Annotated in this window: 20 protein-coding genes; 10 read left to right on the forward strand and 10 right to left on the reverse strand. The window is 75.1% G+C overall.

What is annotated here, in order from left to right:
• The first annotated feature begins 132 nt into the window (after positions 1-132).
• From ACZ407_RS20005 to ACZ407_RS20015, 3 genes are all read left to right on the forward strand, one after another.
• Positions 133-834 carry a maleylpyruvate isomerase family mycothiol-dependent enzyme gene (locus tag ACZ407_RS20005; protein WP_468129936.1) on the forward strand — a complete coding sequence of 234 codons (702 nt, stop codon included), beginning with the start codon at positions 133-135 and terminating at the stop codon, positions 832-834.
• Positions 835-859: 25 nt separating this feature from the next.
• The gene (locus tag ACZ407_RS20010) at positions 860-1516 is read left to right on the forward strand and encodes an MBL fold metallo-hydrolase (protein ID WP_468129937.1); all 657 of its coding nucleotides are present in this window, start codon (positions 860-862) and stop codon (positions 1514-1516) included.
• Positions 1517-1898: 382 nt separating this feature from the next.
• Positions 1899-3197: an MFS transporter gene (locus ACZ407_RS20015; RefSeq protein ID WP_468130068.1), complete on the forward strand. Its 1299-nt coding sequence runs from the start codon at positions 1899-1901 to the stop codon at positions 3195-3197.
• Between the two features lie 106 nt (positions 3198-3303).
• On the opposite strand, the gene ACZ407_RS20020 is transcribed toward ACZ407_RS20015, so the two are convergent.
• The 5 genes from ACZ407_RS20020 to ACZ407_RS20040 form a co-directional block, all read right to left on the reverse strand.
• Positions 3304-4302, reverse strand: a complete 999-nt coding sequence (locus ACZ407_RS20020; RefSeq protein WP_468129938.1) for a TerC/Alx family metal homeostasis membrane protein — start codon at positions 4300-4302, stop codon at positions 3304-3306.
• 254 nt (positions 4303-4556) lie between these two features.
• Entirely contained in the window at positions 4557-6503 is a 1947-nt protein-coding gene (locus ACZ407_RS20025) for a TerD family protein (protein WP_468129939.1), read from the reverse strand.
• 53 nt (positions 6504-6556) lie between these two features.
• Positions 6557-7135: a TerD family protein gene (locus tag ACZ407_RS20030; RefSeq protein ID WP_468129941.1), complete on the reverse strand. Its 579-nt coding sequence runs from the start codon at positions 7133-7135 to the stop codon at positions 6557-6559.
• A 160-nt stretch (positions 7136-7295) separates the two neighbouring features.
• Entirely contained in the window at positions 7296-9431 is a 2136-nt protein-coding gene (gene uvrB, locus ACZ407_RS20035; RefSeq protein WP_468129943.1) for an excinuclease ABC subunit UvrB, read from the reverse strand.
• Between the two features lie 51 nt (positions 9432-9482).
• Positions 9483-10352, reverse strand: coding sequence for an MHYT domain-containing protein (locus ACZ407_RS20040; RefSeq protein ID WP_468129945.1), 870 nt, complete (start codon positions 10350-10352; stop codon positions 9483-9485).
• Positions 10353-10631: 279 nt separating this feature from the next.
• Between ACZ407_RS20040 and ACZ407_RS20045 the strand changes: the two genes are divergently transcribed.
• The 3 genes from ACZ407_RS20045 to ACZ407_RS20055 all read left to right on the forward strand — a co-directional run bounded on the left by ACZ407_RS20045 (position 10632) and on the right by ACZ407_RS20055 (position 13588).
• Positions 10632-11636 (forward strand): glycerophosphodiester phosphodiesterase, encoded by a 1005-nt coding sequence (locus tag ACZ407_RS20045; RefSeq protein ID WP_468129947.1) that lies wholly within the window; start codon positions 10632-10634, stop codon positions 11634-11636.
• A gap of 63 nt (positions 11637-11699) precedes the next feature.
• Positions 11700-12245 carry a methylated-DNA--[protein]-cysteine S-methyltransferase gene (locus ACZ407_RS20050; protein WP_468129949.1) on the forward strand — a complete coding sequence of 182 codons (546 nt, stop codon included), beginning with the start codon at positions 11700-11702 and terminating at the stop codon, positions 12243-12245.
• 155 nt (positions 12246-12400) lie between these two features.
• A complete protein-coding gene (locus ACZ407_RS20055) occupies positions 12401-13588 on the forward strand; it encodes an MFS transporter (protein WP_468130070.1) in 1188 nt (395 codons plus the stop codon).
• A 60-nt stretch (positions 13589-13648) separates the two neighbouring features.
• Here the strand turns inward: ACZ407_RS20055 and ACZ407_RS20060 are convergent, their stop codons facing one another.
• The gene (locus ACZ407_RS20060) at positions 13649-14017 is read right to left on the reverse strand and encodes a cupin domain-containing protein (RefSeq protein ID WP_468129951.1); all 369 of its coding nucleotides are present in this window, start codon (positions 14015-14017) and stop codon (positions 13649-13651) included.
• 169 nt (positions 14018-14186) lie between these two features.
• Here ACZ407_RS20060 and ACZ407_RS20065 point away from each other — a divergent pair, with 169 nt between their 5' ends.
• On the forward strand, positions 14187-15122 hold the full coding sequence (locus tag ACZ407_RS20065; RefSeq protein ID WP_468129953.1) for a pseudouridine-5'-phosphate glycosidase: 936 nt from the start codon (positions 14187-14189) through the stop codon (positions 15120-15122).
• Positions 15119-16033, forward strand: a complete 915-nt coding sequence (locus tag ACZ407_RS20070; RefSeq protein ID WP_468129955.1) for a carbohydrate kinase family protein — start codon at positions 15119-15121, stop codon at positions 16031-16033. The genes ACZ407_RS20065 and ACZ407_RS20070 overlap by 4 nt, the downstream gene beginning before the upstream one ends.
• Before the next feature lie 93 nt (positions 16034-16126).
• Here ACZ407_RS20070 and ACZ407_RS20075 read toward each other — a convergent pair whose 3' ends face one another.
• Positions 16127-16792 (reverse strand): nucleoside/nucleotide kinase family protein, encoded by a 666-nt coding sequence (locus tag ACZ407_RS20075; RefSeq protein ID WP_468129957.1) that lies wholly within the window; start codon positions 16790-16792, stop codon positions 16127-16129.
• Between the two features lie 92 nt (positions 16793-16884).
• Between ACZ407_RS20075 and ACZ407_RS20080 the strand changes: the two genes are divergently transcribed.
• Entirely contained in the window at positions 16885-18324 is a 1440-nt protein-coding gene (locus ACZ407_RS20080) for a WGR domain-containing protein (protein WP_468129959.1), read from the forward strand.
• A 99-nt stretch (positions 18325-18423) separates the two neighbouring features.
• Positions 18424-19083: a DUF2293 domain-containing protein gene (locus ACZ407_RS20085; protein ID WP_468129961.1), complete on the forward strand. Its 660-nt coding sequence runs from the start codon at positions 18424-18426 to the stop codon at positions 19081-19083.
• A gap of 40 nt (positions 19084-19123) precedes the next feature.
• On the opposite strand, the gene ACZ407_RS20090 is transcribed toward ACZ407_RS20085, so the two are convergent.
• The 3 genes from ACZ407_RS20090 to ACZ407_RS20100 form a co-directional block, all read right to left on the reverse strand.
• A complete protein-coding gene (locus ACZ407_RS20090) occupies positions 19124-19783 on the reverse strand; it encodes a chaplin (protein ID WP_468130072.1) in 660 nt (219 codons plus the stop codon).
• 189 nt (positions 19784-19972) lie between these two features.
• Positions 19973-21190 (reverse strand): SWIM zinc finger family protein, encoded by a 1218-nt coding sequence (locus tag ACZ407_RS20095; RefSeq protein WP_468129963.1) that lies wholly within the window; start codon positions 21188-21190, stop codon positions 19973-19975.
• Positions 21187-24096: a DEAD/DEAH box helicase gene (locus ACZ407_RS20100; RefSeq protein ID WP_468129965.1), complete on the reverse strand. Its 2910-nt coding sequence runs from the start codon at positions 24094-24096 to the stop codon at positions 21187-21189. The genes ACZ407_RS20095 and ACZ407_RS20100 overlap by 4 nt, the downstream gene beginning before the upstream one ends.
• Between the last annotated feature and the right edge of the window lie 54 nt (positions 24097-24150).

The following is a 24150-nucleotide window of genomic DNA, read 5'->3' on the forward strand; positions in this document are numbered from 1 at the left end:
CCGTCCCAGGGTATGGGGGCGGCCACAACGGTGCGCCGCGGTCAGGATTCCGAGCTTATAGCACGCGCATTCGATTTACGGCGCGCAAGGAGCTCCTTCACCCGAAGGAGTGGCGGCGCTATCGTCGGCCCCATGAACGATCATGTGCACGACCTGGCGCTCCTGGGTGCGGCGACCGACCGTCTGCTGGCCTCGCTCGCCACTCTCGACAACGCGGCAGTGGCCGGGGCGTCACGGCTGCCCGGCTGGACGCGCGGCCACGTCCTGGCCCACCTCTCCCGCAACGCCGACGCCCTCGTGAACGTCTTCGAGGGCCGCCCGATGTACCTCAGCGCCGACGCCCGCGAGAGCGACATCGACCGGGACGCCCCCCGGCCCCTGGACGCGCAGCTCGCCGACCTGCGCGAGAGCCACGCCCGCTTCATGGACGCGACCCGTCCCGAGCAGGACTGGGCCCGCACCGTCGAGCTGCGCAACGGGGTCAAGGACGCCGCCGCGAACGTCCCCTTCCGCCGCCTGATCGAGATCGAGCTGCACCACGTCGACCTGAACGTCGGCTACGAGCTCTCCGACCTGCCGGAAGAGTTCACCGCGCGCGAGATCGCGTTCCTCGCCGACCGCTGGTCCGGCCGCCCCGACGTGCCGCCCGTGACCCTCCGCGCCGGGACCGGCGACGAGGGCCCCGCCTGGCGGACCGGCGGCACCGAGGGCACCCCGGTCACCGTCCGCGGCACCGCCGCCGCGCTGCTGGGCTGGCTGGCCGGCCGCGGGGACAAGGGCGCCGACCTGGCCACCGACGGCGGCGGGCCGGTCCCGCAGCTGCCCCCGCTCTAGCCGGACGAGGAATTAGGCTGCCGACATGACATACAGCGGAGCAGTGAAGGTGGGCGGGCCGGCGGATGTGCACGAGCTCGCGGACCTGATGATTTCCAAGGTCGCGGTGGGTCCGATGGACAACAACGCGTACCTGCTGCGGTGCCGGGCCACCGGCGAGCAGCTGCTGATCGACGCGGCCGCCGAGCCGCACACCCTGCTCGCGCTGATCGGCGACGACGGCATCGCCTCCGTGGTCACCACCCACCGGCACGGGGACCACTGGGGTGCGCTGCGCGAGGTCGTGGACGCGACCGGGGCCCGGACGTACGCGGGCCGGGAGGACGCGGAGGGCATCCCCGTCCCCACCGACGTGCCGGTCGCGGACGGGGACACGATCCGGGTGGGGCGGGTCGAGCTGACCGCCCGGCACCTGGTCGGCCACACCCCGGGCTCGATCGCGCTCGTGTACGACGACCCCCACGGCCACCCGCACGTGTTCACCGGCGACTGCCTCTTCCCGGGCGGCGTCGGGAACACCTCGGGCGACGCGGCGGCCTTCACGAGCCTGCTGGACGGGGTCGAGGAGAAGCTCTTCGCCGTCCTGCCGGACGAGACCTGGGTCTACCCGGGCCACGGCAACGACACCACGCTCGGCGCCGAGCGCCCGCACCTCGCGGAGTGGCGCGAGCGCGGCTGGTGAACCCCGCCCGGCCCGGTCGGCCGCCGCGCCCGCGGCGGTCGGCCGGGCCGCGGTCAACACCCGCCATCCGTGCACCCGTTCGGGTCAGGCTCGGCGCTCCCCGCCCGCGGGCCCGCGCCGACCGGGTACACGGAGCCTCATGGATGACGCCCAGAGCTCCGGCCCGCCCCCGGCCGCGGACCCGGCCCGCCCACCGGACCCCGCGGACACCGCCCGCCCCACCCGTACCGCCCGCCCCACCGACGGACCCGCGCGCGCCGCCGGACCCACCCGTACCGCCCCTCCCACCCCCGGTGGAACCGGCGGAGCCGCCCCCGGACCGCCCGCAGCGGACCCCGACGCCCCGCCGGACGAGCCGCCGCCCGCCCGCAGCGGCCCCTCGATGCCCCGCCTGGCCGCCGCCTCCCTCGCCGGCACCGCCATCGAGTTCTACGACTTCTTCGTCTACGGGACCGCGGCCGCCCTCGTGCTCGGCCCGCTCTTCTTCCCGACCTTCTCCCCGCTGGCCGGGACCCTCGCCGCCTTCGGCACCTTCGCGGCCGGCTTCCTGGCCCGCCCCCTCGGCTCCCTCCTCTTCGGCCACATCGGCGACCGGCACGGCCGCCGTCCCGTGCTGTTCGCCTCGCTCCTGCTCACCGGCCTGGCCACGGTCGCCGTCGGCTGCCTGCCCTCCTACGCCTCGATCGGGGTCGCGGCCCCGGTCCTGCTCCTGGCCCTGCGCTTCCTCCAGGGGCTCGGGCTCGGGGGCGAATGGGGCGGGGCGGTGCTGCTCACCGCCGAGCACGCCCCGGCCCGTCGGCGCGGCCTGTGGGCGAGCTTCCCGCAGACCGGCCCGCCGGTCGGCTTCCTGCTCGCCAACGGCCTCATGCTCGGCCTCTCGGCCGCCCTCACCGACGCCCAGTTCCGCTCCTGGGGCTGGCGGGTGCCCTTCTGGTTCGCGGGCCTGCTGGCGGCCGCCGGGCTGCTGCTGCGCGCCCCGCTGGAGGAGACCCCGGCCTTCCGCGCGCTGGCCGCCGCCGGCCGGCGGGCCGAGGCCCCGCTGGCCGAGGTGTTCCGCCGCCACTGGCGGCTGGTCCTGCTGAGCGGCGGCGGCCTGGCCATCGGGTACGCGGTCTTCTACGCGGTGACCACCTGGTCCCTGGCGTACGCGACGGAACGCCTGGCCGTGGACCGCACCACCATGCTGGCGTGCATCATGACGGCGGTCGTGGTCAAGGGTTCGCTGACCCCGGTGTTCGCCCTGCTCGGCGACCGGTACGGGCGGCGCCCGGTGTGCCTGGCGGGCTGCGCCCTGGCCGCGGTGTGGATGTTCCCGATGGCCGCGCTGCTGCGCACGGGGCGCCCGGTCCCGATGACCTTCGGCCTCACCGTGGGCCTGATCTCCATGGTGATGATCCTGTCGGTGATCGCGGCGTACCTGCCGGAGCTGTTCGAGCCGCGGGTGCGGTGCACGGGCGCCGCCGTCGGCTACAACCTGGGCGGGGTGCTGGGCGGTGCGCTCACGCCGATCGTGGCCACCGCGCTCGCGAGCGACAGCGGACCCCCCTGGGCCGTCGCCGCGTACCTGACCGGCATCGCGGTGGTCAGCCTCGGCTGCTTCGCGCTGCTGCCCGAGACCGCCCCCGCGGCCGCCGGGCCGGCCGTCGTTCCCGACGCGGCCACCGAGCCGGCGGCCGCCTGAAGACTCGGCCGGGGCCGCGTACGCGAGGAGCCGGCCGGGGCGTGCGCGCCCGGCCGGCTCCTCGCTGTCGTGCGGTACGTGCGGACCGTACGGCCCGGCCGCGGGGTCAGGCCCCGACCGACTCCTTGCCGCCGGCCGCCCCGGCGGCCGCCGCCTCCGCCGCCGCCTGCTTCTTCGAGGCGACCAGGCTGGTGATGGTGGTGACGACCAGGACACCGCAGATGACGGCGAGCGAGAACGGGATGGAGATCTCGGGGACGTGGACCCCGCTCTCGTGCAGCGCGTGCAGCACCAGCTTGACGCCGATGAACCCGAGGATGATCGACAGGCCGTAGCTGAGGTGGACCAGCTTCTTCAGCAGGCCGCCGATGAGGAAGTACAGCTGGCGCAGGCCCATCAGCGCGAAGGCGTTCGCGGTGAACACGATGTACGGGTCCTGGGTGAGGCCGAAGATCGCGGGGATGGAGTCCAGCGCGAACAGCACGTCGGTGGTGCCGATGGCGAGCATGACGACCATCAGCGGGGTCAGGACCCGCTTGCCGTTGTTGCGGATGAACAGCTTGGTCCCGTGGTAGCGGTCGGCGACGCCGAACCGCTTCTCCACGGACTTGAGGAGGCGGTTCTCCTCGAACTCCTCGTCCTCCTCGTCGGAGCGCGCCTCCTGGATGAGCTTCCAGGCGGTGTAGATCAGGAAGGCGCCGAAGAGGTAGAAGACCCAGGAGAAGCTGGCGATGATCGCGGCGCCGGCGGCGATGAAGACCGCGCGCAGCACCAGGGCGATCAGGACGCCCACGAGCAGCACCCGCTGCTGGAGGTGGGAGGGGACCGCGAACTTCGCCATGATCAGGACGAAGACGAAGAGGTTGTCCACGCTCAGCGACTTCTCGGTGATGAAGCCGGCGAAGAACTCCCCGGAGGCCTGGCTGTTGCCGAAGAACAGCAGGCCGAGGCCGAAGAGGACGGCGAGGACGATCCAGACGACCGTCCAGATGCCGGCTTCCTTGACCGACACGTCGTGCGGTTTGCGGCCGATGAAGAAATCGGCCCCGATGAGGATGCCCAGACCCAGGATGGTCAGCACCCAGAGGGTCAACGAAACGTCCACTGCTTACGCCTCCGGCAGGTCGCTACGGCTCAAGGTCAGCGTCATCGCTGCCGGAGGTCTCTTCCACCCGGGCGGCCTCCCGGCCGCGGGCCGCCGCCCCGGGACCGGTTGCGGTCCGTATTGACGGGCACGACGTAGCAGAACAGCAGGAATACTCCCCTCCGCACACATGAGAATACCGGCTCGGAGGGGTAAAGGTAAAGGGATTACCAAAGGAAGGTCAGCAGCAGGTCAGGTCGCCACCCACCGGCGGGTCAGGTCGCCACCCGGGCCAGCACCAGGTCCAGCACCGCGCTCCCGGCCGGCGGCAGCCCCGGCTCGAACGTCCACGCATGCCCGACCCAGGGATCGGCGAGGTGGTCGTCCGGTACGGGCGACAGCCGCAGCATCGACTTCCAGAGCGGATCCAGCAGCGGCCCGAAGGCCGAGGCCTCGTCGCGGTCCGCGACCATCAGCAGGTGGACCCCGACCGCCGGTCCCTCGTCGGCGAGGTAGCGCAGCCGGGTGACGGCCCGGTCGTCGAAGCCGTGCGGGAAGTCGTGGACGATCAGCAGCCGGGACGCGGTGTCCAGGTGCGGCGGCAGGGACTCGGGGGCCCCGGCGCGCAGCGCCATCTGCACCAGGTCCACCCGCTCGGTCAGCCGGGCCAGCAGCTCCGCGGTCCCGGCGGCGCCGCCGGCGGCGGGACCGGACAGCACCCCGGCCCGGCGCAGCGGTTCCAGGGCCGCCGCCCCCGCACCCGCCGCGTCGATCGCGTGCACCCGGAGGGTGCCCGCCGGGTGCAAGGCCAGCAGGCGCACCGCGTGCGCCACCGCCGTGTCCAGGGCCAGCCTCCGCAGCCGGTCGGTGTCCATGGCCATCGCGGCCTCCGAGCCGGTGCGGCCGCTGTCGATCCACAGCCCGCGTTCCAGCGGCAGCCGGACCAGCATGGGGATGCGCAGCCCCGGGCGCTCCGGCAGGTGCAGGTCGCCCAGGCGCACCGCCATGGGGGGCTCGGCGGGCAGCCGGTGGTCCTGCCACTGCGGGTGGTCCCAGCCGGCGAAGGCGGCGGGCAGGGCGGGCTCGACCACCTCCGCCTCGGCGGCCAGCTGGGCGAGGTCCCGGTCGAGGACCTCCCGGGCCCGGCCCACGAGCTCGTCCCGGCGGGCCTGCGCGGCCTCGCGGGCGGCCCCGCCGGCCCCTCCGATCCGGCTGCGGGGGTCTTCGAGCGCCTGGTCCAGCTCCCGGTCCATGCGTCCGTCGGCGAACTCCACGGCACTGCGGTACGCGGCGACGGCGCGGGCCAGGTCCTCGAACATCCCCCAGACCTGGTTGTGCAGCCGCTCCTCCATGGTCCAGCCGTTGGCGTCCCCGGCCACCGGCTGCGGGGGCTCGCCGGGGCGGGCCGGCGGCGGCTGCGGGGCGGGCGCCGGGGGCTCCGTACGGGCCCGGCGCGGGTGGGCGTAGCTGATGGCGGGCGAGGACTCGGCGGCGGCCGGGCCGGGGGTGCCGGGGCAGGGCACCCCGGAGACGGGCACCGGCCCGGCCGGCTCGGAGCCCGCTCCGGCGGCGGGCACCCCGTCCGGGTGCGGGTCGGCGGGGACCGGCGGGCCGGGGGCCGGGGTGCCGCCGAGGGAGCGGACGGCGGGCGGCGGGGCCGGGACGGACGCCAGGGCCGCGTGGACCTCGGCGGCGAGGGCGGCTGCCGGGCCGGCGGCCAGGCCGTGGTCGGCGAACAGGCCGGCGAGCCCGTCGGCGTACCCCTGGCCGACGGCCCGCACCTTCCAGGCGCCCTGCCGCCGGTACAGCTCGAAGCCGATGACGGCGGACTCGGCGTCGAGGCCGGTGAGGGTGAACCCGGCGAACTCGGTGCCCTCCGCGTCCAGGAGGGCGAGGTGCGGGGCGGCGACCGCGCCGAAGCGGGCGGGGCCGCCCGGCGGCAGCGCGAGCAGCACCCCCAGCCGGTGGGCGGCCGCCGGGAGGGCTTCGAGGTCGATCCCGGCCTGCTGCCCGGCTGCTACGGTCCCGGGGGCTGCCGGGACCGCAGCCCCCGGGATCCGGGGCCGGCCGGGATGCGCCGCCGCGTCGGGGCCGGGCAGCAGCCGGCCCGCCGCGTCGCCCAGCACGACCCCGACGAGCACCGGGGTGCCCGCCGAGACCCGGATCTCCACCCGCGTGTGCGGCAGCGGGAGGTTCTGTCCCCGCACCAGCTCGGCCGTCATCTTCGTGCCCCCGTCGCGTCCTGCCCGTTCCCGCCGCTGCCGTGCCCTGCGGGCTACAGGTGCGGGACGATCGCCGGCAGCAGGTCCTGGAAGGTGCGGCCGTTGGCCGCGTTGCCCAGGGCCGTCATCTTCCAGCCGCCGCCCACCCGGTGGACCTTCGCCATGATCTGCGCCGTGTACTGGCCGCCGCCGTCGAGCGTGTAGCGGGCCAGCTCCTGGCCGTTCGTCTCGTCCACGAGCCGGCAGAAGGCGTTCTCCACCTCCTGGAAGGTCTGGCCGGTGAAGGAGTTCACCGTGAAGACGATCTGGTCGATGTGCACCGGCACCCGCTGGAGGTCCACCAGGATGGACTCGTCGTCCCCGCCCTGTCCGGCGCCGCCGACCAGGTTGTCCCCGGTGTGCCGGACGGAGCCGTCCTCGCTGATCAGGTGGCGGAAGAACACGACGTCGACGGGCTGCTTGTCGGCGAAGAGCACGGCCGAGGCGTCGAGGTCGATCTCCCGGGTGCGGGAGCCGAACAGCCCGCGGCGCTTGGCCGCCTGCCAGCCGAGGCCCATCCGGACCGAGCTGAGGGATCCCCCGTCGGCCTTCTCCAGACTGATGGCCTGACCCTTGGTCATGTTGACCGTCACGCGCTGTCCCCTCTCCCCATCGTCCTGCCGCAGCGGCCGTCCGCGGACCGCGCCCGCGCGCGGCCCTGCGGTGCTGCCGTGCCGTTCCAGCCTATGCACGGGAACCGGCCGGGCGCCGCGGCCCGGCCGATTCTGTGTCCCTCCTGAGACACGGCACCGCTCAGGCGATGCCCGCCTCCCGCATCTGGCGCAGCTCCTTCTTCAGCTCGCCGACCTCGTCCCGGATCCGGGCCGCCACCTCGAACTGGAGGTCCGCCGCCGCGGCCCGCATCCGCTCGGTCATCTCCTCGATCAGCTGCGCGAGTTCGGCGGCGGGCCGGTCGGTGAGGACCTCGCCCTTGCCGCCCTTGGCCGCCTTGGCCCCCTTGCCGGCCTTCCCGCCGAGCGCGGGCACCGGGGCCTTGGCCCCCTTGCCCTCCTTGGCCTGCCGGTAGCCCGTGCCGAGCAGCTCCTCGGTGTCCACCTCCTCGCGGGCGATGGTCGCGACGATGTCGTTGATCTTCTTGCGCAGCGGCTGCGGGTCGATGCCGTGCTCGGTGTTGTACGCGATCTGCTTCTCGCGGCGGCGGTTGGTCTCCTCGATGGCCTTCTCCATCGCCGGGGTCATCTTGTCCGCGTACATGTGCACCTGGCCCGACACGTTGCGCGCCGCGCGGCCGATGGTCTGGATCAGCGAGGTCCCGGAGCGCAGGAAGCCCTCCTTGTCGGCGTCCAGGATGGCCACGAGCGAGACCTCGGGCAGGTCGAGGCCCTCGCGGAGCAGGTTGATGCCGACCAGCACGTCGTACTCGCCGGCGCGCAGCTCGCGCAGCAGCTCGATGCGGCGCAGGGTGTCCACGTCGCTGTGCAGGTAGCGGACCTGGATGCCGAGTTCGAGGAAGTAGTCGGTGAGGTCCTCGGCCATCTTCTTGGTGAGGGTGGTCACCAGGACCCGCTCGTCCTTCTCGGTGCGCTTGCGGATCTCGTGCACCAGGTCGTCGATCTGCCCCTCGGTGGGCTTGACCACGACCTCCGGGTCGACCAGGCCGGTGGGCCGGATGATCTGCTCGACGAAGCCCTCGCTGCGCGAGAGCTCGTACGTGCCCGGGGTGGCGGACAGGTAGACGGTCTGGCCGATCCGCTCCTGGAACTCCTCCCACTTCAGCGGCCGGTTGTCGAGGGCGGAGGGCAGCCGGAAGCCGTGGTCGACGAGGGTCCGCTTGCGGGAGGCGTCGCCTTCGTACATGGCACCGATCTGGGGGACGGTGACATGGGACTCGTCGATGACGAGCAGAAAGTCTTCGGGGAAGTAGTCGATGAGCGTGTGGGGAGCCGAGCCGCGCTCACGGCCGTCCATGTGCAGCGAGTAGTTCTCGATGCCGGAACAGGAGCCGATCTGCTGCATCATCTCCAGGTCGTACGTGGTGCGCATGCGCAGGCGCTGGGCCTCCAGGAGCTTGCCCTGCTTCTCCAGCTCGGCGAGGCGCTCGGCGAGCTCGGTCTCGATCCCGGCGATGGCCTTCTGCATGCGCTCGGGGCCGGCGATGTAGTGGCTGGCGGGGAACACGTACAGCTCGCGGTCCTCGCTGATCACCTCGCCGGTCAGCGGGTGCAGGGTGGACAGGGCCTCGATCTCGTCGCCGAACATCTCGATGCGGACGGCGAGCTCCTCGTAGACCGGGAAGATCTCGATGGTGTCGCCGCGGACCCGGAAGGTGCCGCGGGCGAAGGCCACGTCGTTGCGCGTGTACTGGATGTCGACGAAGCGGCGCAGCAGCGCGTCCCGGTCGATCTCCTCGCCGACCTTGAGCGGGACCATCCGGTCCACGTACTCCTGCGGGGTGCCGAGGCCGTAGATGCAGGAGACGGACGCGACGACGATCACGTCCCGCCGGGTCAGCAGGGAGTTCGTCGCGGAGTGGCGCAGGCGCTCCACCTCCTCGTTGATCGAGGAGTCCTTCTCGATGTAGGTGTCCGACTGCGGGACGTACGCCTCGGGCTGGTAGTAGTCGTAATACGAGACGAAGTACTCGACGGCGTTGTTCGGCAGCAGCTCGCGGAACTCGTTGGCCAGCTGTGCCGCCAGGGTCTTGTTCGGCGCCATGACCAGGGTCGGGCGCTGGAGCCGCTCGATCATCCAGGCCGTGGTCGCCGATTTGCCGGTGCCGGTGGCGCCGAGCAGTACGACGTCCTTCTCACCCGCGCGGATGCGCCGCTCCAGCTCGGCGATGGCCGCCGGCTGGTCGCCGCTGGGCTGGTAGGGACTGACCACCTCGAAGGGGGCCACCGTGCGTTGGATCTTCGATACGGGCCGCATGCCTCCACCGTACGACCCCCCACTGACAACGAGGCAGCGCGCCGCCGCGCGTCAGCGCTCCCAGGGCCGGGCGGCCTCGTCGTACGGCGGGCGGGCCGGCCAGACCGGGCGCGGCGGGACGGGGACCGGCTGCCGGACCTCGCCGGGCTTCTGCCAGTCCTGGGTGCCCATGACCAGCAGCGGGTCGAACATCACCACGACCCCCGCCAGGACCAGGAAGACGACCGGCCCGACCAGCAGGGGGGCCAGCAGGGCCGTGGGCTGCTCCCCGGTCAGCGCCCCGTAGCCGCCGCCGATGCGCACCCGCAGGGCGGCCATGGCGGTGTAGTGCATGCCGGTGACGGCCAGGCCCATCACGAGGCTGGCGCCGACCGCGGGGAGGAACCCGCGGATGCTGACGGCGGCCCAGAGCGCGGCGGTGGCGGCGACGACGGCCACGACCACCGAGAGGGCGACGATCTTCGTGTCGTATTCGAGCCGCCCGTGCAGCCGCATGCCGGCCATGCCGAGATAGTGCATGGAGGCGACGCCCAGACCGGTGATCGTGCCGCCGGTGACGAGGGACATGGGGGTGCTGCCCCGGTAGCCGACGATGAAGATCCCGACCCCCACCATCACGATCGCGACAACCAGGCTGGCGAGAGTGGTCCGTTTGTCGTAGTTCAGTGGCGACTCGGCGACGGAAAAGCCCATCATCGCAATGAAATGCATAGTCCAGATTCCGGATCCGATGGCGGTGGCCCCGAGGGCCAGCCAGCCGGGCCGCCAGGAGCGCTCGACGAGGAGGGACCGGGTCGTGCAACGCAGTCCGAGCGCCCCGCCCAGACAGGCCATCAGGTATGCGGCGAGGGGCGTGATCAGGCCATAGCTGAAGCCGTCGATCGTCCCGTAGCCGCCGGACACCGCTTCCGTGCCGTGCATTCCCGCCCGCCCTTCAGCCGTGTCCGGCCGTCTCCCGGTCCAACTTTCGCTGGTATGGGCCCGATTGATGGCGAGATTAGGCCGAGGGGGCCGGGGCGCGCACCGCCTCCGGCCAGATTGGCCCCGCCCGATTTCCGCCACCGCGGCCTGCCGGGCGGATTCGTTCACCCCGTGGTCATCCACGGCCCGTCCCCCGTTGCCGCCGCGCTGTCACGCTGACCCGTGGTCACCACCGCGTCGCCCGCCGGTCCTCCGGCTGCCGACACCGAGGAGAACGCCATGTACGTACGATCCTTCGCTGCCGCCGCAGCCGCGCTGCTGGGCATCACCTTCGCCATGCCGGGGGGTTCCACCGCCGACGGCCCCGCCGCCGCCTCCTCGGCCCTCGCCGCCGTCGCGGCCACCAGCGTCCCCGCGGCCCTGTCCGGGGCACCGGCGCCGGACGCCGCCGGGCCGGGCGGGCCGCGCGGCCGGGCCGCGCGCGGGCAGGACCCGTACCGGCTGGACGCCCCCGTCGTCTTCGCCCACCGGGGGGCTTCGGCGTACGCGCCGGAGAACACCCTGGAGGCGGTGGACTACGCCGAGCACCTCGGCATCGACTGGGTGGAGAACGACGTCCAGCGCACGAAGGACGGCGAGCTGGTCGTCATCCACGACGACACGCTGGCGCGGACCACCGACGTCGAGTCCGTCTTCCCCGGCCGGTCCCCCTGGCGGGTCAAGGACTTCACCGCGGCGGAGATCGCCCGGCTGGACGCGGGCGGCTGGTTCGGCCCGGCGTACCGCGGGGCGCGGGTGCCCACCCTGAAGCAGTACCTGCGCCGGGTGGGCTTCAACCAGCAGCGGCTGCTGCTGGAGATCAAGAAGCCGGAGCTGTACCCGGGGATCGAGGAGGACCTGCTGCGGGTGCTGGGGGAGGCGGGCTGGCTGGACGAGCACCACGTGACGCACCGTCTGGTGGTGCAGAGCTTCAGCGCGGACGCCATCCGGACCGTGCACCGCGAGCGGCCCGACCTGACGACCGGGTTCCTCGGCACGCCGAAGGTCTCCCAGCTGCACGACTACGCGGCCTTCACCGACCGGATCAACCCGGCGTACAACACCATCTCGAAGGAGTGGGTGGACGCGGTGCACGCGCTGCCGGGCGCGCACGGGAAGCGGCTCGCGGTCAACACGTGGACCGTCAACGACGCCGCCACCGCGCGCAAGGTCCGCGACCAGGGGGTCGACGGGATCATCTCGAACGCCCCGGACGTGGCCCGGGACGCGGTGGGCGGCTTCTGAGCCCGCGGCCGCACCCGGCCCGGGCCCCGGGGCGCTGTCGGCGGCCCGCCGTACGGTGGTGGGGTGAACGAGTACAGCGACCCGCAGCAGCTCGAATGGACCCTGGTGGGCAGTGCCGTCGGCCCGCTGTTCCTCGCTGCCACCGGCACCGGCCTGGTCCAGGTCCGGTTCCACGGCGAGGAGCGGATGGCCGGCGCGCTGGCGTCGCGGCTGGGCCTGACCGCGGTCCGGCCGCCGGCGGGCCGGGAGGTGCTGCTCGCGGAGCCGGTGCGCGAACTCGCCGCGTACTTCGAGGGCCGCCTGACGGGCTTCGGACTGCCCCTGGACTGGCGGCTGAGCTCCGGGTTCAACCGGCAGGTGCTGCGCGAGCTGGCGCAGGGCGTGCCGTACGGGACGGTGGTGGGGTACGGGGAGCTGGCCGCGCGGGTCGGCCAGCCGGGCGCGGCCCAGGCCGTGGGGGCGGCGATGGGGTCCAATCCGCTGCCGGTGGTCGTGCCCTGCCACCGGGTCGTGGAGAGCGACGGCGGGCTCGGCGGCTTCGGCGGCGGGCTGGAGGCCAAGCGGATCCTGCTGGCGCTGGAGGGCGTGCTCCCGCAGCCGCTGTTCTGACCGGGCCCGGGCCGGGGTCGTACGGCTGTGCGGCCGCAGGTCAGGGGTGCGAAACTTCGGCGGTGACCACCGACTCTTCCCCCAGTACGGAGCCCGGTCCGGCGGTGACGGCCGAGGCGCTCCCCGCCCTGCAGCGCCGCATCCGCCGGGTGCTCATGGCCAGCCAGATCGTCAGCGGCCTCGGCGTGCCGATCAGCATCGCGCTGGCCCCGGTGCTGGCCACCGAGATCAGCGGCACCGAGGGGCTGTCCGGGCTGGCGTCGAGCGCCGCGGTGGCGGGCACGGCGCTGGTCTCGCTGCCGCTGGCCGCGCTGATGACCGCCCGCGGCCGCCGGCCGGGCCTGGTCCTCGGGTACCTGACGGGTGCGGTGGGCGGCCTGCTGGTGGTCCTGGCGGCCGTCGCGGAGAGCTTCCCGCTGCTGCTGCTCGGCATGGGCCTGTTCGGTGCGGCCTCGTCCGCGAACCTCCAGGCCCGGTTCGCCGCCGCCGACCTGGCCGCCCCCGACCACCGGGCCCGGGCGATCTCGACGGTGGTGTGGTCGAGCACGCTCGGCGCGGTGCTCGGGCCGAACCTGTCGGCCCCCGCGAGCCGCAGCTTCGAGGGCACCTCCATACCCGCGACGGCGGGCCCCTTCGTGTGGGCCGCCGGGATATTCGTCCTGTCCGCCGCCCTGGTGGGCCTGCTGCTGCGGCCGGACCCGCTGCTGACCGCCCGCGCCCTGGCGGCGCCCGCGGAGCAGGCCGCCGCGGCCCGCTCGCTGAAGGCCGGACTGGCCGCCGTGAAGGCCTCCCCGCGGGCCCGGCTGGCGCTGGTGACCATCGCCGTGTCCCACACCACCATGGTGTCGATCATGGTGATGACCCCGCTGGACCTCGGCCACCACGGGGCCGGCCTGGAGCTGATCGGCCTGGTCATCAGCGGTCACATCGCGGGCATGTTCGCCTTCTCCCCCGTGATGGGCTGGCTCTCGGACCGGCTCGGCCGGCTGTCCGTGATCGGGCTGTCCGCAGGCCTGTTCTCCCTCGCGGCGCTGCTCGCCGGGACCGCCGGTCCCCGGCACGGGCAGACCGCCGCCGGGCTGTTCCTGCTGGGGCTGGGCTGGTCGGCGGGCATGGTCTCGGGTTCCGCCCTGCTCACGGACTCGGTGCCGCAGGCGGCCCGGGCCGCCGTCCAGGGCCTGTCCGACCTGACGATGAACACGGCGGCCGGGGTCGGCGGCACGGCGGCCGGCCTGGTCGTCGCCCAGGCCGGCTACGGCTGGCTCAACGCGATCGGCGCGGCCCTGCTGCTGCCGATGGCGGGCCTCGCCCTGCTGACGGCCCGCCGGACCGCCGGGGAGTGACCCCGTACGGGCTCGCCCCCGGCCTCCCGTACGGCCCGCCCGGGGCCTGCGGGCGCTGCGTCAGAGGGTGATGTGGTACGCCTTGCGCAGGGTCTCGTGCACCGTCCACGTGGTCTTGTCGCCCTCGCGCAGGACACAGGCCGAACCCGGGCCGACCTCCAGCGTCGGCCCGCCCTCGACCTCGATGGTCGCGCTCCCGCTGATCACGACGAACAGCTCGTCGGCCTCGGTGTCGGTGACCACCCCCGGGGTGATCTGCCAGATGCCGCGCAGCCCGCGGCCGTCGGGGGACTCCCACAGCACCTTCCCGGTCACCACCGGGTTGCCGGAGACGATCTGGGCGGGGTCGAGGTCTTCGGCCTCCAGCTCGACGTCCATCACGGAGACGGCGAACGAGGCGGGGGCGGGGGTCTGGTCACTGGTGCTCATGGCGGGCACCCTAGCCTGCGCGGCGGGCCCGCCAGGGTGGCCAACGCGTCCATGATCGGGTGCTCCGGCCCGTCACCCTGTCCAGACCGGGGGCGGGTTCCGGCCAGGCTGCCGGGCGGGCGGTCCGGGCCGCGTTTGCGGGTGCGGCCGCCGTGCCATGGATGGGGACATGCCACTCACCTCAGCTGCCGCCCCGGTCCTGTCGGAGGAAGTCCGCGAGGCGATGGACCGGCAACGGCCCGTCGTCGCCCTCGAATCCACGATCCTCGCCCACGGCCTGCCGCGGCCCCGCAACCTGCTCGTGGGCACCGAGCTGGAGGCCCTGGTACGCGCGGAGGGCGCCGTCCCGGCCACCGTCGCCGTGCTCGACGGAGTGCCGCGTGTGGGCCTGGACAAGGCGGGGCTGGAGCGGATCGCCGGGGACGACACCGTGCGCAAGCTCGGGCACCGCGATCTGGCGCCCGCCGTGGCGGCGGGCGCCTCGGGGGCCACCACCGTCTCCGCGACGGCCTTCCTGGCCGCCCGGGCGGGCCTGCGGGTGTTCGCGACCGGCGGTCTGGGCGGCGTACACCGGGAATGGACGCGCACCCAGGACGAGTCCGCGGACCTGGGCCTGCTGGCACGGACCGGGATCACGGTGGTGTGCGCGGGGGTGAAGTCCATCCTGGACGTGCCGGCCACGCTGCAGCGCCTGGAGACGCTGGGGGTGACGGTGCTCGGCTTCGGCACGGACCGCTTCCCCGGCTTCTACCTGGCCAGCTCCGGGGAGCCGGTGGACTGGACCGTGCACACCCCGGAGGAGGTGGCCGCGGTGATGGCCGCCCAGGACGGCCTGGGCGGGCCGCCGTCGGCGCTGCTCGTCGCCAACCCCGTTCCGGAGGCGGACCAGCTGGATCCCGGGCTGCACGACCGGGTGCTCGCCGAGGCCCTGGCGGAGGCCCGCGAACGGGGGGTGAGCGGGCAGGCGGTGACCCCGTTCCTGCTCCGGCGGCTGGTCGAGCAGACCGGCGGGGCCTCCCTGGAGGCCAACCTCGCGGCGGTGCGCGGCAACGTGCGGCTGGCGGCCCGGGTCGCCCGGGCCTGGTCGGAGCGGGCTCCCCGGTGAGCGGCGGGCTGCTGGTGGTGGGCGACGTGATCACGGACGTGGTGGCGCTGCACCGGCAGCCGCTGGCCCCGGCCACCGACACGGCCGCCCGGATCCGCACCCTGCCCGGCGGGGCGGGCGCGAACGCCGCCTGCTGGGCGGTGCGCGCGGGGCTGCGCGAGGTGGGGCTGCTGGCCCGGGTGGGCACCGACTCGGCCGCCTGGCACGAGGAGTCCCTGCGGCGGGCGGGGGTGCGGCCGCACCTGGTCCGGGACCCCCGGGAGCCGACCGGCACGGTGATCTCCCTGGTCGACGCGGGGGCCGAGCGGACCTTCCTCACGGACAGCGGGGCGGCGCTGCGGCTGTCCCCGGCGGACTGGTCCGGGGAGCTGCTCGACGGCGTGGCCCACGTGCACCTGTCGGGCTACCTGTTCTTCGCGGAGCCGAGCCGGGGGCTGGCCCGGCTGGTGCTGCGCGCGGCGGCCGGCCGGGGGGTCCCCGTGAGCGTGGACCCGGCCTCGGCCGGGTTCCTCGGCGCACTGGGGCCCGAACGCTTCCTCGGCCAGGTCGCCGGCGCCGGGGTCCTGCTGCCCAACGAGGCCGAGGCCGCCCTGCTGGCCGGGCTCCCGGCGGGCGCGGACCCGGCGGAGGCGGCCGCCGCGCTGAGCCGGCGGCTGCCGCTGGTCGTGGTCACGCTGGGGGCCGCCGGTGCGCTGGTCGCGGAGGGCGGGGCGGTCACGGCCCGGGTGCCCGGCGCGCCCGCGCCGGCCCCGGCGGTGGACTCGACGGGTGCGGGCGACGCCTTCACCGGCGGGTTCCTCGCGGCCCGGCTGGCGGGCGCGGACCCGGCGGCGGCCGCGGCGGCGGGCTGCCGGGCGGGCGCGGCGGCGGTGACCCGGCTGGGCGGCCGGCCGGCGGAGGGGCCGGGCTGACCGAGGCGGCCACTGGAGGACGGGCCGAGGGCGGGGCGGGGCCGACGGCACCGAGGAGCGGGTCGGAGTCGGGGGCCGGCGGGGCCGTACCCGTCAGTCCTCCCCCGGCCGGTGTGCGGGCAGGCCCGACCAGGCCGGATGGCGCGGATCGTCGGCGCGTACGAGGACGTCGGCCGCGGCGCCGGGCCCGGTCTCGGCCTCGTACCGCGCGAAGGCCGGCAGGGTCCACTGCCGGGCGGGCTCCGTACGGCGGGCCAGCGCCCCGGGCGACAGCCCGATGTGCACGCTCAGGTCGAACGGGAACCAGTGCCTCAGCAGCATCGGGCCGTGCAGGAGCAGCACCCCGCCCGGCGGGAGCACGACGTACGGGCTGCGCGTGGCGCGGTCGGTGGCCGGGTCCCACAGGTCGGGCAGGACCCGCCCGGTGCCCCCGGGCTCCAGCGGGCCGAACACCTCGCGCCACAGGGCGGGTACGTCGTACCAGCCGTCGAGATAGCTGTCGGGGTCCTCGCGGCCGAACTCGAAGCGCAGCGAGGCCGGCCGCAGGAAGCCCTCGGCGGCGACCACCAGCACCGGGCGGCCGCGCACCCGCAGGGCCTCGGCGAGCGCCTCGGCCAGGACCCCGGTGCCGGCCGCGGGCGCGCCGTCGAGGGCCGCGCACAGCCTGCGGTCCGGGTCCGCGGGCGGGTCGCCGGCTCCTTCCAGATGGCGGGCGAGCGCCTCGGCCATCCGCTCCCAGGTGATCGGTTCGAGCTGCACGAGGTCCATTGTCAGTGCTCCCCCCTAGCTTGTGATCAGTGGATCCGCGACGGGACGAACCCGTCGGATCCCGGCCCGGGGAGGGGTCTGCCATGTCTCGGAACACGACGTATCTGGAGCTGTCCCAGGAAGGCGGCGGCGCCCACAAGTTCTACGAGGTGACCGTCGACGGGACCGCGGTGTCGGTGCGGTACGGGCGCATCGGCGCGGACGGCCAGTTGCAGACCTCCTCGTTCCCGACGGTGCAGAAGGCGGAGGCGGCGGCCGCGAAGAAGATCGCGGAGAAGGTCCGCAAGGGGTACGCCCCGGCGGTCCGCGGCCGGCGTGCGGCCCGGGCGGTGACCCGCCGTCAGGTGACGGCCACCCCTTCGACCGCGCGGGCGGTGGCCCCGGTGCTGTGGCGGTTCCGGACCGGCGCGGCGGCCTTCGGGATCCACGTGGACGAGGACCGGTGCTGGGTCGGCAACCAGGACGGGGACGTCTACACCCTCAGCCACGGCGGGGAGGTGCTGGCCCGGTACTCGCTGCCGGACGGGGTCAAGTGCCTGGTGGCGGACGAGTTCTGGATCTACGCGGGCTGCGACGACGGCACGGTGTACGACCTGTCGTCCAAGGTGCCCTTCGGTGCGTACGACATCGCGGCGGACATGGACATCTTCTGGCTGGACATCCGCGAGGGCGTGCTGCACGTGTCGGACCGCAGCGGCGGGCTGACGGTCATCGACCACGAGGACGAGTTCCAGTGGTCCCGGCGCTCCGCCGGCGCGCACGCGTGGATGGTGCGGGCGGACGACCGGGGCGTCTACCACGGGCACGCCCGGGGGGTGACGGCGTACGCGCCGGACGGCGGCCGGGAGCTGTGGCACACCCCGACCGACGGCGGAGTGCTGTTCGGCTGGCAGGAGGAGCACGCGGTGTACGCCGGCACCGGGCGGCACAGCGTGCAGCGGCTGTCGAAGGCCACCGGCGCGGTGGAGGCCACCTACCGGTGCGATGCGGCCGTGTACGCGTGCGCCACCTCCCCGGACGGGCGGCACGTCTTCGCGGGGGACCTGGCCTCGTCGGTGTACTGCTTCGACGCGCACGGGCAGCGGCTGTGGAAACTGGGCACGGGGGCCGGAGCGGCGCTGTCGATGCAGTACCTGGACGAGAAGCTGTACCTGGTCACCTCGGACGGCTCGCTGCTGTGCGTGGACGCGAGCGAGGCGGCGATCGCGGCCGCCGAACGGGGTTCGGTGCCGGCCGCGGTGGACGTGAAGTCGGCTGCGGCGCTGCCCGTCTACGCCCCGCCGGCCTCGCCCGCGGCGGTGGCCGCGGTCTCGGCGGCGCCGGCGGGCGGGGTGGTCGTGGAGTGCGTGCAGCAGGGCGGCCGGCTGCGGGTGCAGGTGGTCTCGGGGGGCTTCGAGGCTGGCTGGCACGTGCAGTTCCCGCGCGGCATCCGCGAGGCCGGCGCCCGGTACGTGGTGGACGGGCTGCACCCGGCCTCCGGGGGCTTCTACCGGGTGCGCGGGGAGATACGCCGCCTGATCTGACGGGCCTCGCGATCTGGCGGGCCCCACGATGTGACGGGCCGCCGGATCCGGCGGGCCCGGGGAGGTGAGAGCGGCCCGCTGCGGCGGTATCAACCAGGCATGAACCTCGTCGTCTTCGAGGCGCTGAAGCCGGTGCGGTGCGCCGAGTGCCGGCAGGGGCCGCTGCCGATGCTCGTCCGCGAGAACGGCGTGCCGCGCTGCCTGGACTGCGCCGACCTGGGGCACCTCGTCTACCTGCCGCGGGGCAATGCGGCGCTCACCCGCCGGGCCCGCGAGGGCAGTTCGCTGTTCGCGGTGGTCGTCCGCCATGTGAAGCGGCGCCGCCGGCACGAACGGCAGGGGCTGCTGGTCGAGGAGGAGGCGCTGGCCCGGGCGGAGGTGCGCTGCCTGGCGGACGCGGAGGCGCGGGCCCGGCGGCGGGAGCGCGACCGGCTGGGCCGGGAGGCCGCGGACGCCCGCTTCACGGCCGCGTTCGCCGCGGAGATACGGCGGCTGTTCCCGGGCATCCCGCCCGAACGCGCCCTGGCGGTGGCCGCGCACGCCTCGGCGCGGGGCAGCGGCCGGGTGGGGCGCACCGCGGCCGGCCGCGCCCTGGACGAGCAGGCGGTGTCGGTCGCGGTGCGCGCCTCCGTACGCCACGACGACACGGACTACGACGCGATGCTGATGGCGGGGGTGCCCCGGCATCAGGCGCGCGCCCGGCTGGCGCCGCGCATCGAGGCGATCCTTGCGTCCTGGCGGCACCCGGAGGCCGCCTGAGCGCCGGACGGGGCGTGAGGTGGCCCGGCGGGCGGCGGGGTCAGCGGGACGCGGGGCGGTAGCGGCGGTAGAGGACGGCGCCGCCGAGGAGGAGGGCCGCGCCCGCCGGGACGGCGAGGCCCAGTCCCTCGGCGCCGGTGTGCGCGAGCACGGGACCCGGCTGTTCGGGCGCGGGGGCGGGCGGGGTCGAGGGCCGGGCGACCGGGGGCTTCGGCGGCTGGTGCACCGGCTGCGGGGGCTTCGCGCCGCTGCGGACGGGGGGTGTGCCGTTGACGGAGGTGTTGCCGTGGGACGCGTTGCCGATGCCCACGACGTTCACCGAGTTGCCCGAGACGTTGACCGGGAGGTCCACCGGCAGCTGGACCCCGTTCCCGGAGAGCACCCCGGGCGAATCCTTTCCGCTCCCCTGTGCCACGGCTCCGCCGGCCGGCCGGGGCCCCGGTTTGGAACCGTAGGGGGTGGGCCGCGGACGATGCCGGTCCTCGTTCACGCACGTGTTGCCGGCCGCCGGATTGAGGAGCCCGACCACGTTCACGGTGTTCCCGCACACGTTCACCGGCACGTGGACCGGCAGCTGCACCAGGTTCCCGGACAGCACGCCCGGCGAACGCGCGGCGCCGCCTTCGGCACCCGCATCGGCGAACGCGTACCCGGCGGCTCCGGCAACCGACAGCGCACCACCGGCGACCACCGCCGCGATCACACCGTTCCGACGAAACTGCCGACTGGGCCGAATCTGCCGCATCAGTTTCCCTGCCTTCCGGAGGAGTTGGCGGGCGTCCGCCCGCACCGGGAACAACGCGGTAAACCCGTTCGGGTTATAGAGCCGGTACGTATTTCACTCCATCGGGTGCTGCGACCTCCGTACCTTCCGATGGGATGCCGCAGGTCACGGGCGGGGCAGGGCCTCGACCGGATCCGGGTCCGGCGGGCCCGCCGGCCACCAGTCCGGCTCCGACGGGGCTCCGGGGGTGCTCGCGTACGGGTACCAGAGGCCGTCCCGGCCCAGGCGCAGCTGGCGGCTGCCCGAGGTGAGCGTGTTGCGATCGGGGCGGAAGGGGCCCCGGCCGGCGGCCAGCAGGGCAGGGCGGGCCCGGTCGAACGGCCCGGCCGGCGGGTCCCACGGCTCTTCGAGCACCTCCAGGCCGGCCGGGCCGCCGTACCGCCAGGCCGTTGCGGCGCGTGCCAGCTCGTGCACCGGGCGGCCCACCGCCCGGGCGAGGTCCCGGTACAGCGCCCGCGCGGGCCCGGTCAGGCCCTGGGTGGGATGCCCGGCCGCCAGCCGCACCGCGTCCTGCCAGAGGCTCAGCCCGGCCACCGGGTCCCGACCGGTGGCCAGGATCGCGTGGGCGCGGGCCGCGGCGTCCGTGGCCAGCTGGTCCAGGGCCAGCGGGTCGGGGGCGCCCGGCGCCTCCGGGCAGGCCGGCGGGTGCTCCGGCCCGTCCGGATCCGGCAGCGGGGCGGGCAGCGGCGGCAGGCTGCGCGGTCCGACGGCCGCTCGCGCCGGGATCCCGGGCAGGCCGGAGGGCTGCGGGCGCTGCTCCCGGGCTGCATGGGCCGCGTTGCGACGGGTCAGCTCCTCGGTGATCTCGCGCTCACCCCGGCCGCGCAGCAGCAGGAGCACGAAGGGGTCCTCGTCCAGGAGATGGGCCACCTGGTGGCAGAGGGCGGCGGCGTGCTTGCACGGCGGGCGGCCCGGATCGGGGCAGGAGCAGCGCGGGTGCAGCTCTCCCGGGCGGGGCAGCAGGGCCTCGGCCAGCCCCTGCGGCACCTCCCCTTCGAGCAGGGCGGCCAGGTGGGCCGGATCGGCGGCGGTCCGCTCCAGGAACACCTCCCAGTCCTCGTCGGCGAACGGCTCCAGCCCGATCTCGGTGCGGTAGGGGCGCGAGCGGCTGCCCCGCACGTAGGCCACCAGGCGGCCCGGGGTCACCGTGGCCGTCTCGACCCGGCCCTCCTCCGCGTACCCCCGGCCGCGCGCGAGCCGGCCGGAGTCCCGGGAGAGCGCTTCGAGGGCGGCCACCCAGGCCCGCCCCCACCAGGTGGCGGCCTCGGCGCCGCCGGGCAGCGCGTCGAAGGTGCGGCGGCGGTCGTCCCGCGCGGTGATCACGAGGGCCTGCGCAGGGAGACGAGATCGGACAGTTCGGCATCGGTCAGTTCGGTCAGGGCCGCCTCGCCGGAACCGAGCACCGCCTCGGCCAGGGCCCTTTTGGCGAGGAGGAGTTCGGCGATCCGGTCCTCCACCGTGCCCTCGGCGATCAGCCGGTGCACCTGCACCGGCTGGGTCTGCCCGATCCGGTACGCCCGGTCCGTGGCCTGCTCCTCCACCGCCGGGTTCCACCAGCGGTCGTAGTGCACCACGTGCCCGGCCCGGGTCAGGTTCAGGCCCGTGCCCGCCGCCTTCAGGGACAGCAGGAAGACGGGCACCTCACCGGACTGGAACCGGTCGACCATCTCCTCCCGGCGGGCCACCGGGGTACCGCCGTGCAGGAACTGGCAGCGCACGCCCCGGGCTTCGAGGTGCGCGGCCAGGATCCGGCCCATGGTCGCGTACTGCGTGAACACCAGCACCGAGCCGTCCTCGGCGAGGATCGTGTCGAGGAGCTCGTCGAGCAGGGTGAGCTTGCCGGAGCGGTGCGCGATGCGCGGGTGCTCCTCCTTCAGGAACTGCGCCGGGTGGTTGCAGATCTGCTTGAGCGAGGCCAGCAGCTTCATCACCAGACCCCGGCGGGCGATGCCCTCGCTGGCCTCGATCAGGGCCATGGTCTCCGTGACGGCGGCCTGGTAGAGCGAGACCTGCTCCCGGGTGAGGGCCACGGGATGGTCGGTCTCGGTCTTCGGCGGCAGCTCGGGCGCGATGCCCGGATCCGACTTGCGGCGGCGCAGCAGGAACGGGCGCACCAGCCGGGCGAGCCGGGCGACGGCCTCCTCGTGCCCCGGGTTCTCGTCCTGCTCGGCGGCGCGGGCGTGCCGGGCGCGGAAGGAGGTCAGCGGGCCGAGCAGGCCGGGGGTGGTCCAGTCGAGCAGGGCCCACAGCTCGGACAGGTTGTTCTCCACGGGGGTGCCGGTGAGCGCCACCCGCGCCGGGGCGGGGATCGTCCGCAGCGCCTTCGCGGTCGCGGAGTGCGGGTTCTTCACGTGCTGCGCCTCGTCGGCGACGACCATCCCCCAGGGCTGGAGGGCCAGTTGGGCGGCCGCGGCGCGCATCGTCCCGTACGTGGTGAGCACGAAGCCGCCCTGGAGGCCGTCGAGGCTGCGCTTGCTGCCGTGGTAGCGCCGGACGGGGACCCCGGGGGCGAACTTCCCGATCTCCCGCTGCCAGTTGCCGAGCAGGGAGGCCGGGCAGACCACCAGGGTGGGTTCCGGCCGGGCCCGGTGCAGGTGGAGGGCGATCAGGGTCACGGTCTTGCCGAGGCCCATGTCGTCGGCGAGGCAGCCGCCGAGGCCCAGGGAGGTCATCAGGTCCAGCCAGGCCAGGCCGCGCCGCTGGTACTCGCGCAGGACCGCCGCCAGCCCCGGGGGCTCGGGCAGCGGCGCGAGGTCGGCGGTCAGCCGGGTGCGCAGCGCGGCCAGGGCGCCGACCGGCACCGCCTCCACCGGCTCGCCGTCCACCTCGGCCGTGCCGGTGAGGGCCAGCGCGAGGGCGTCCACCGGGTCGAGGAGCCCCAGGTGTCGCCGGCGGGCCTTGCGGACCAGGTCGGGATCCACCCGGACCCACTGGTCGCGCAGCCGCACCACCGGCCGGTGCGCCTCGGCCAGCCGGTCGAGCTCGCCGGGGGTGAGCCGGTCGCCGCCCAGGGCGAGCTCCCATTCGAACGCGAACAGCTTCTCGGCGTCGAAGAACGAGGTCCCGTCGGCCGCGGAGCCGGGGGCGGGGCGCACCACGGCGGTGGCCGTGAGGGTGCGGGCGAGCTCCCGCGGCCAGTGCACGGGCACGCCGGCGGCGGCCAGCCGGGACGCGGCCGCGCCGAGGAGGTCTTCGAGTTCCCCGTCGGAGAGCGCGAGCACGTCGGGCACCTGCTGGTCCAGCAGCCGCAGCAGCGGGGGCCACACCCGGGCGGCCCGGCGCAGCGCGAGCACGGCGTCGATCCGCGCGCGCGGCCCGAAGCCTTCGGCCGCGGCCCGGCCCGCCCACAGCAGCCCGGCGTCGGTGATCAGGGTCGGATCGGCCAGGCTGTGCACCTGCACCACGGCCGCCCCGGCCCGGCGCACCACGGCCGGCTGCCCGTTCCCGGCGGACGGCCCGGTCCCGGCGGATGGCACGGCGGCGGACGGCGCCCGCCCCGCCGACTCCTCGGCCGGGTCGGGCTCCGCGTCGAACAGCCCGTACGCGTCGAGGTCGAGGCGCAGGGAGACGCCCACGCCCGCGTCCGCCCCGGCGGCCACCTGCACCGCCCAGTCCCGTATCTCCGGCACCTCCTGCGGTTCGCGGGCCGCGAAGGGCCGGCCCGCCGCGTACGGGGCCGCCGGGGTCCGGGGCAGGCTGTCGGCGACCGCATCGAGGAAGGCCCGCAGCAGGGCCTCCGGCTCGGGCAGCCGGAGCGGTCTGCGGTCCGCCAGCGGGGCGGCGTGGGCCTCGTAGGGCATCGCGGCGGCGACCGCCCGCAGGTGCGCGAGGTCCCCGGCGGTGAGCGGGCCCGCCCGCCAGGCGTCCTGCCCCGCGGCCGTCACCCCGGGAAGCAGCCGGCCGCGGGCGGTGAGCTGGAGGGCCTGGCGGGCGGCCGCACCCCAGCAGCGGGCCGCGGGATGAGCCCCCGGCTCGGCCTGGGCGGCGGCCAGCAGCGGGAGGGCAGCCTCCACGGACAGCAGCGCGGCGGGCACGGACCGGCTGCGGGCCCCCGCACCGTGCGGGCCCACCACCGTGAGCAGGGTGTGCTCCGCGGTGTCCGGCAGCACGGCCGGCAGCGGATCGGCGGCGGGCGACCAGAAGGCAATCCGCCCCTGCCGCGGCAGCTCGGCGGGGAGGAACACGGCCGCATGGCGCAGCAGGGCGCGCCCGGTCTCCAACGGGTCCATCGCAGCCTCCCTCCCCACGGGCGAACAGCCGGCCGGTCACTCACTGCGAGTGTA

This window comes from Streptomyces sp. NPDC030809 (assembly GCF_055572195.1).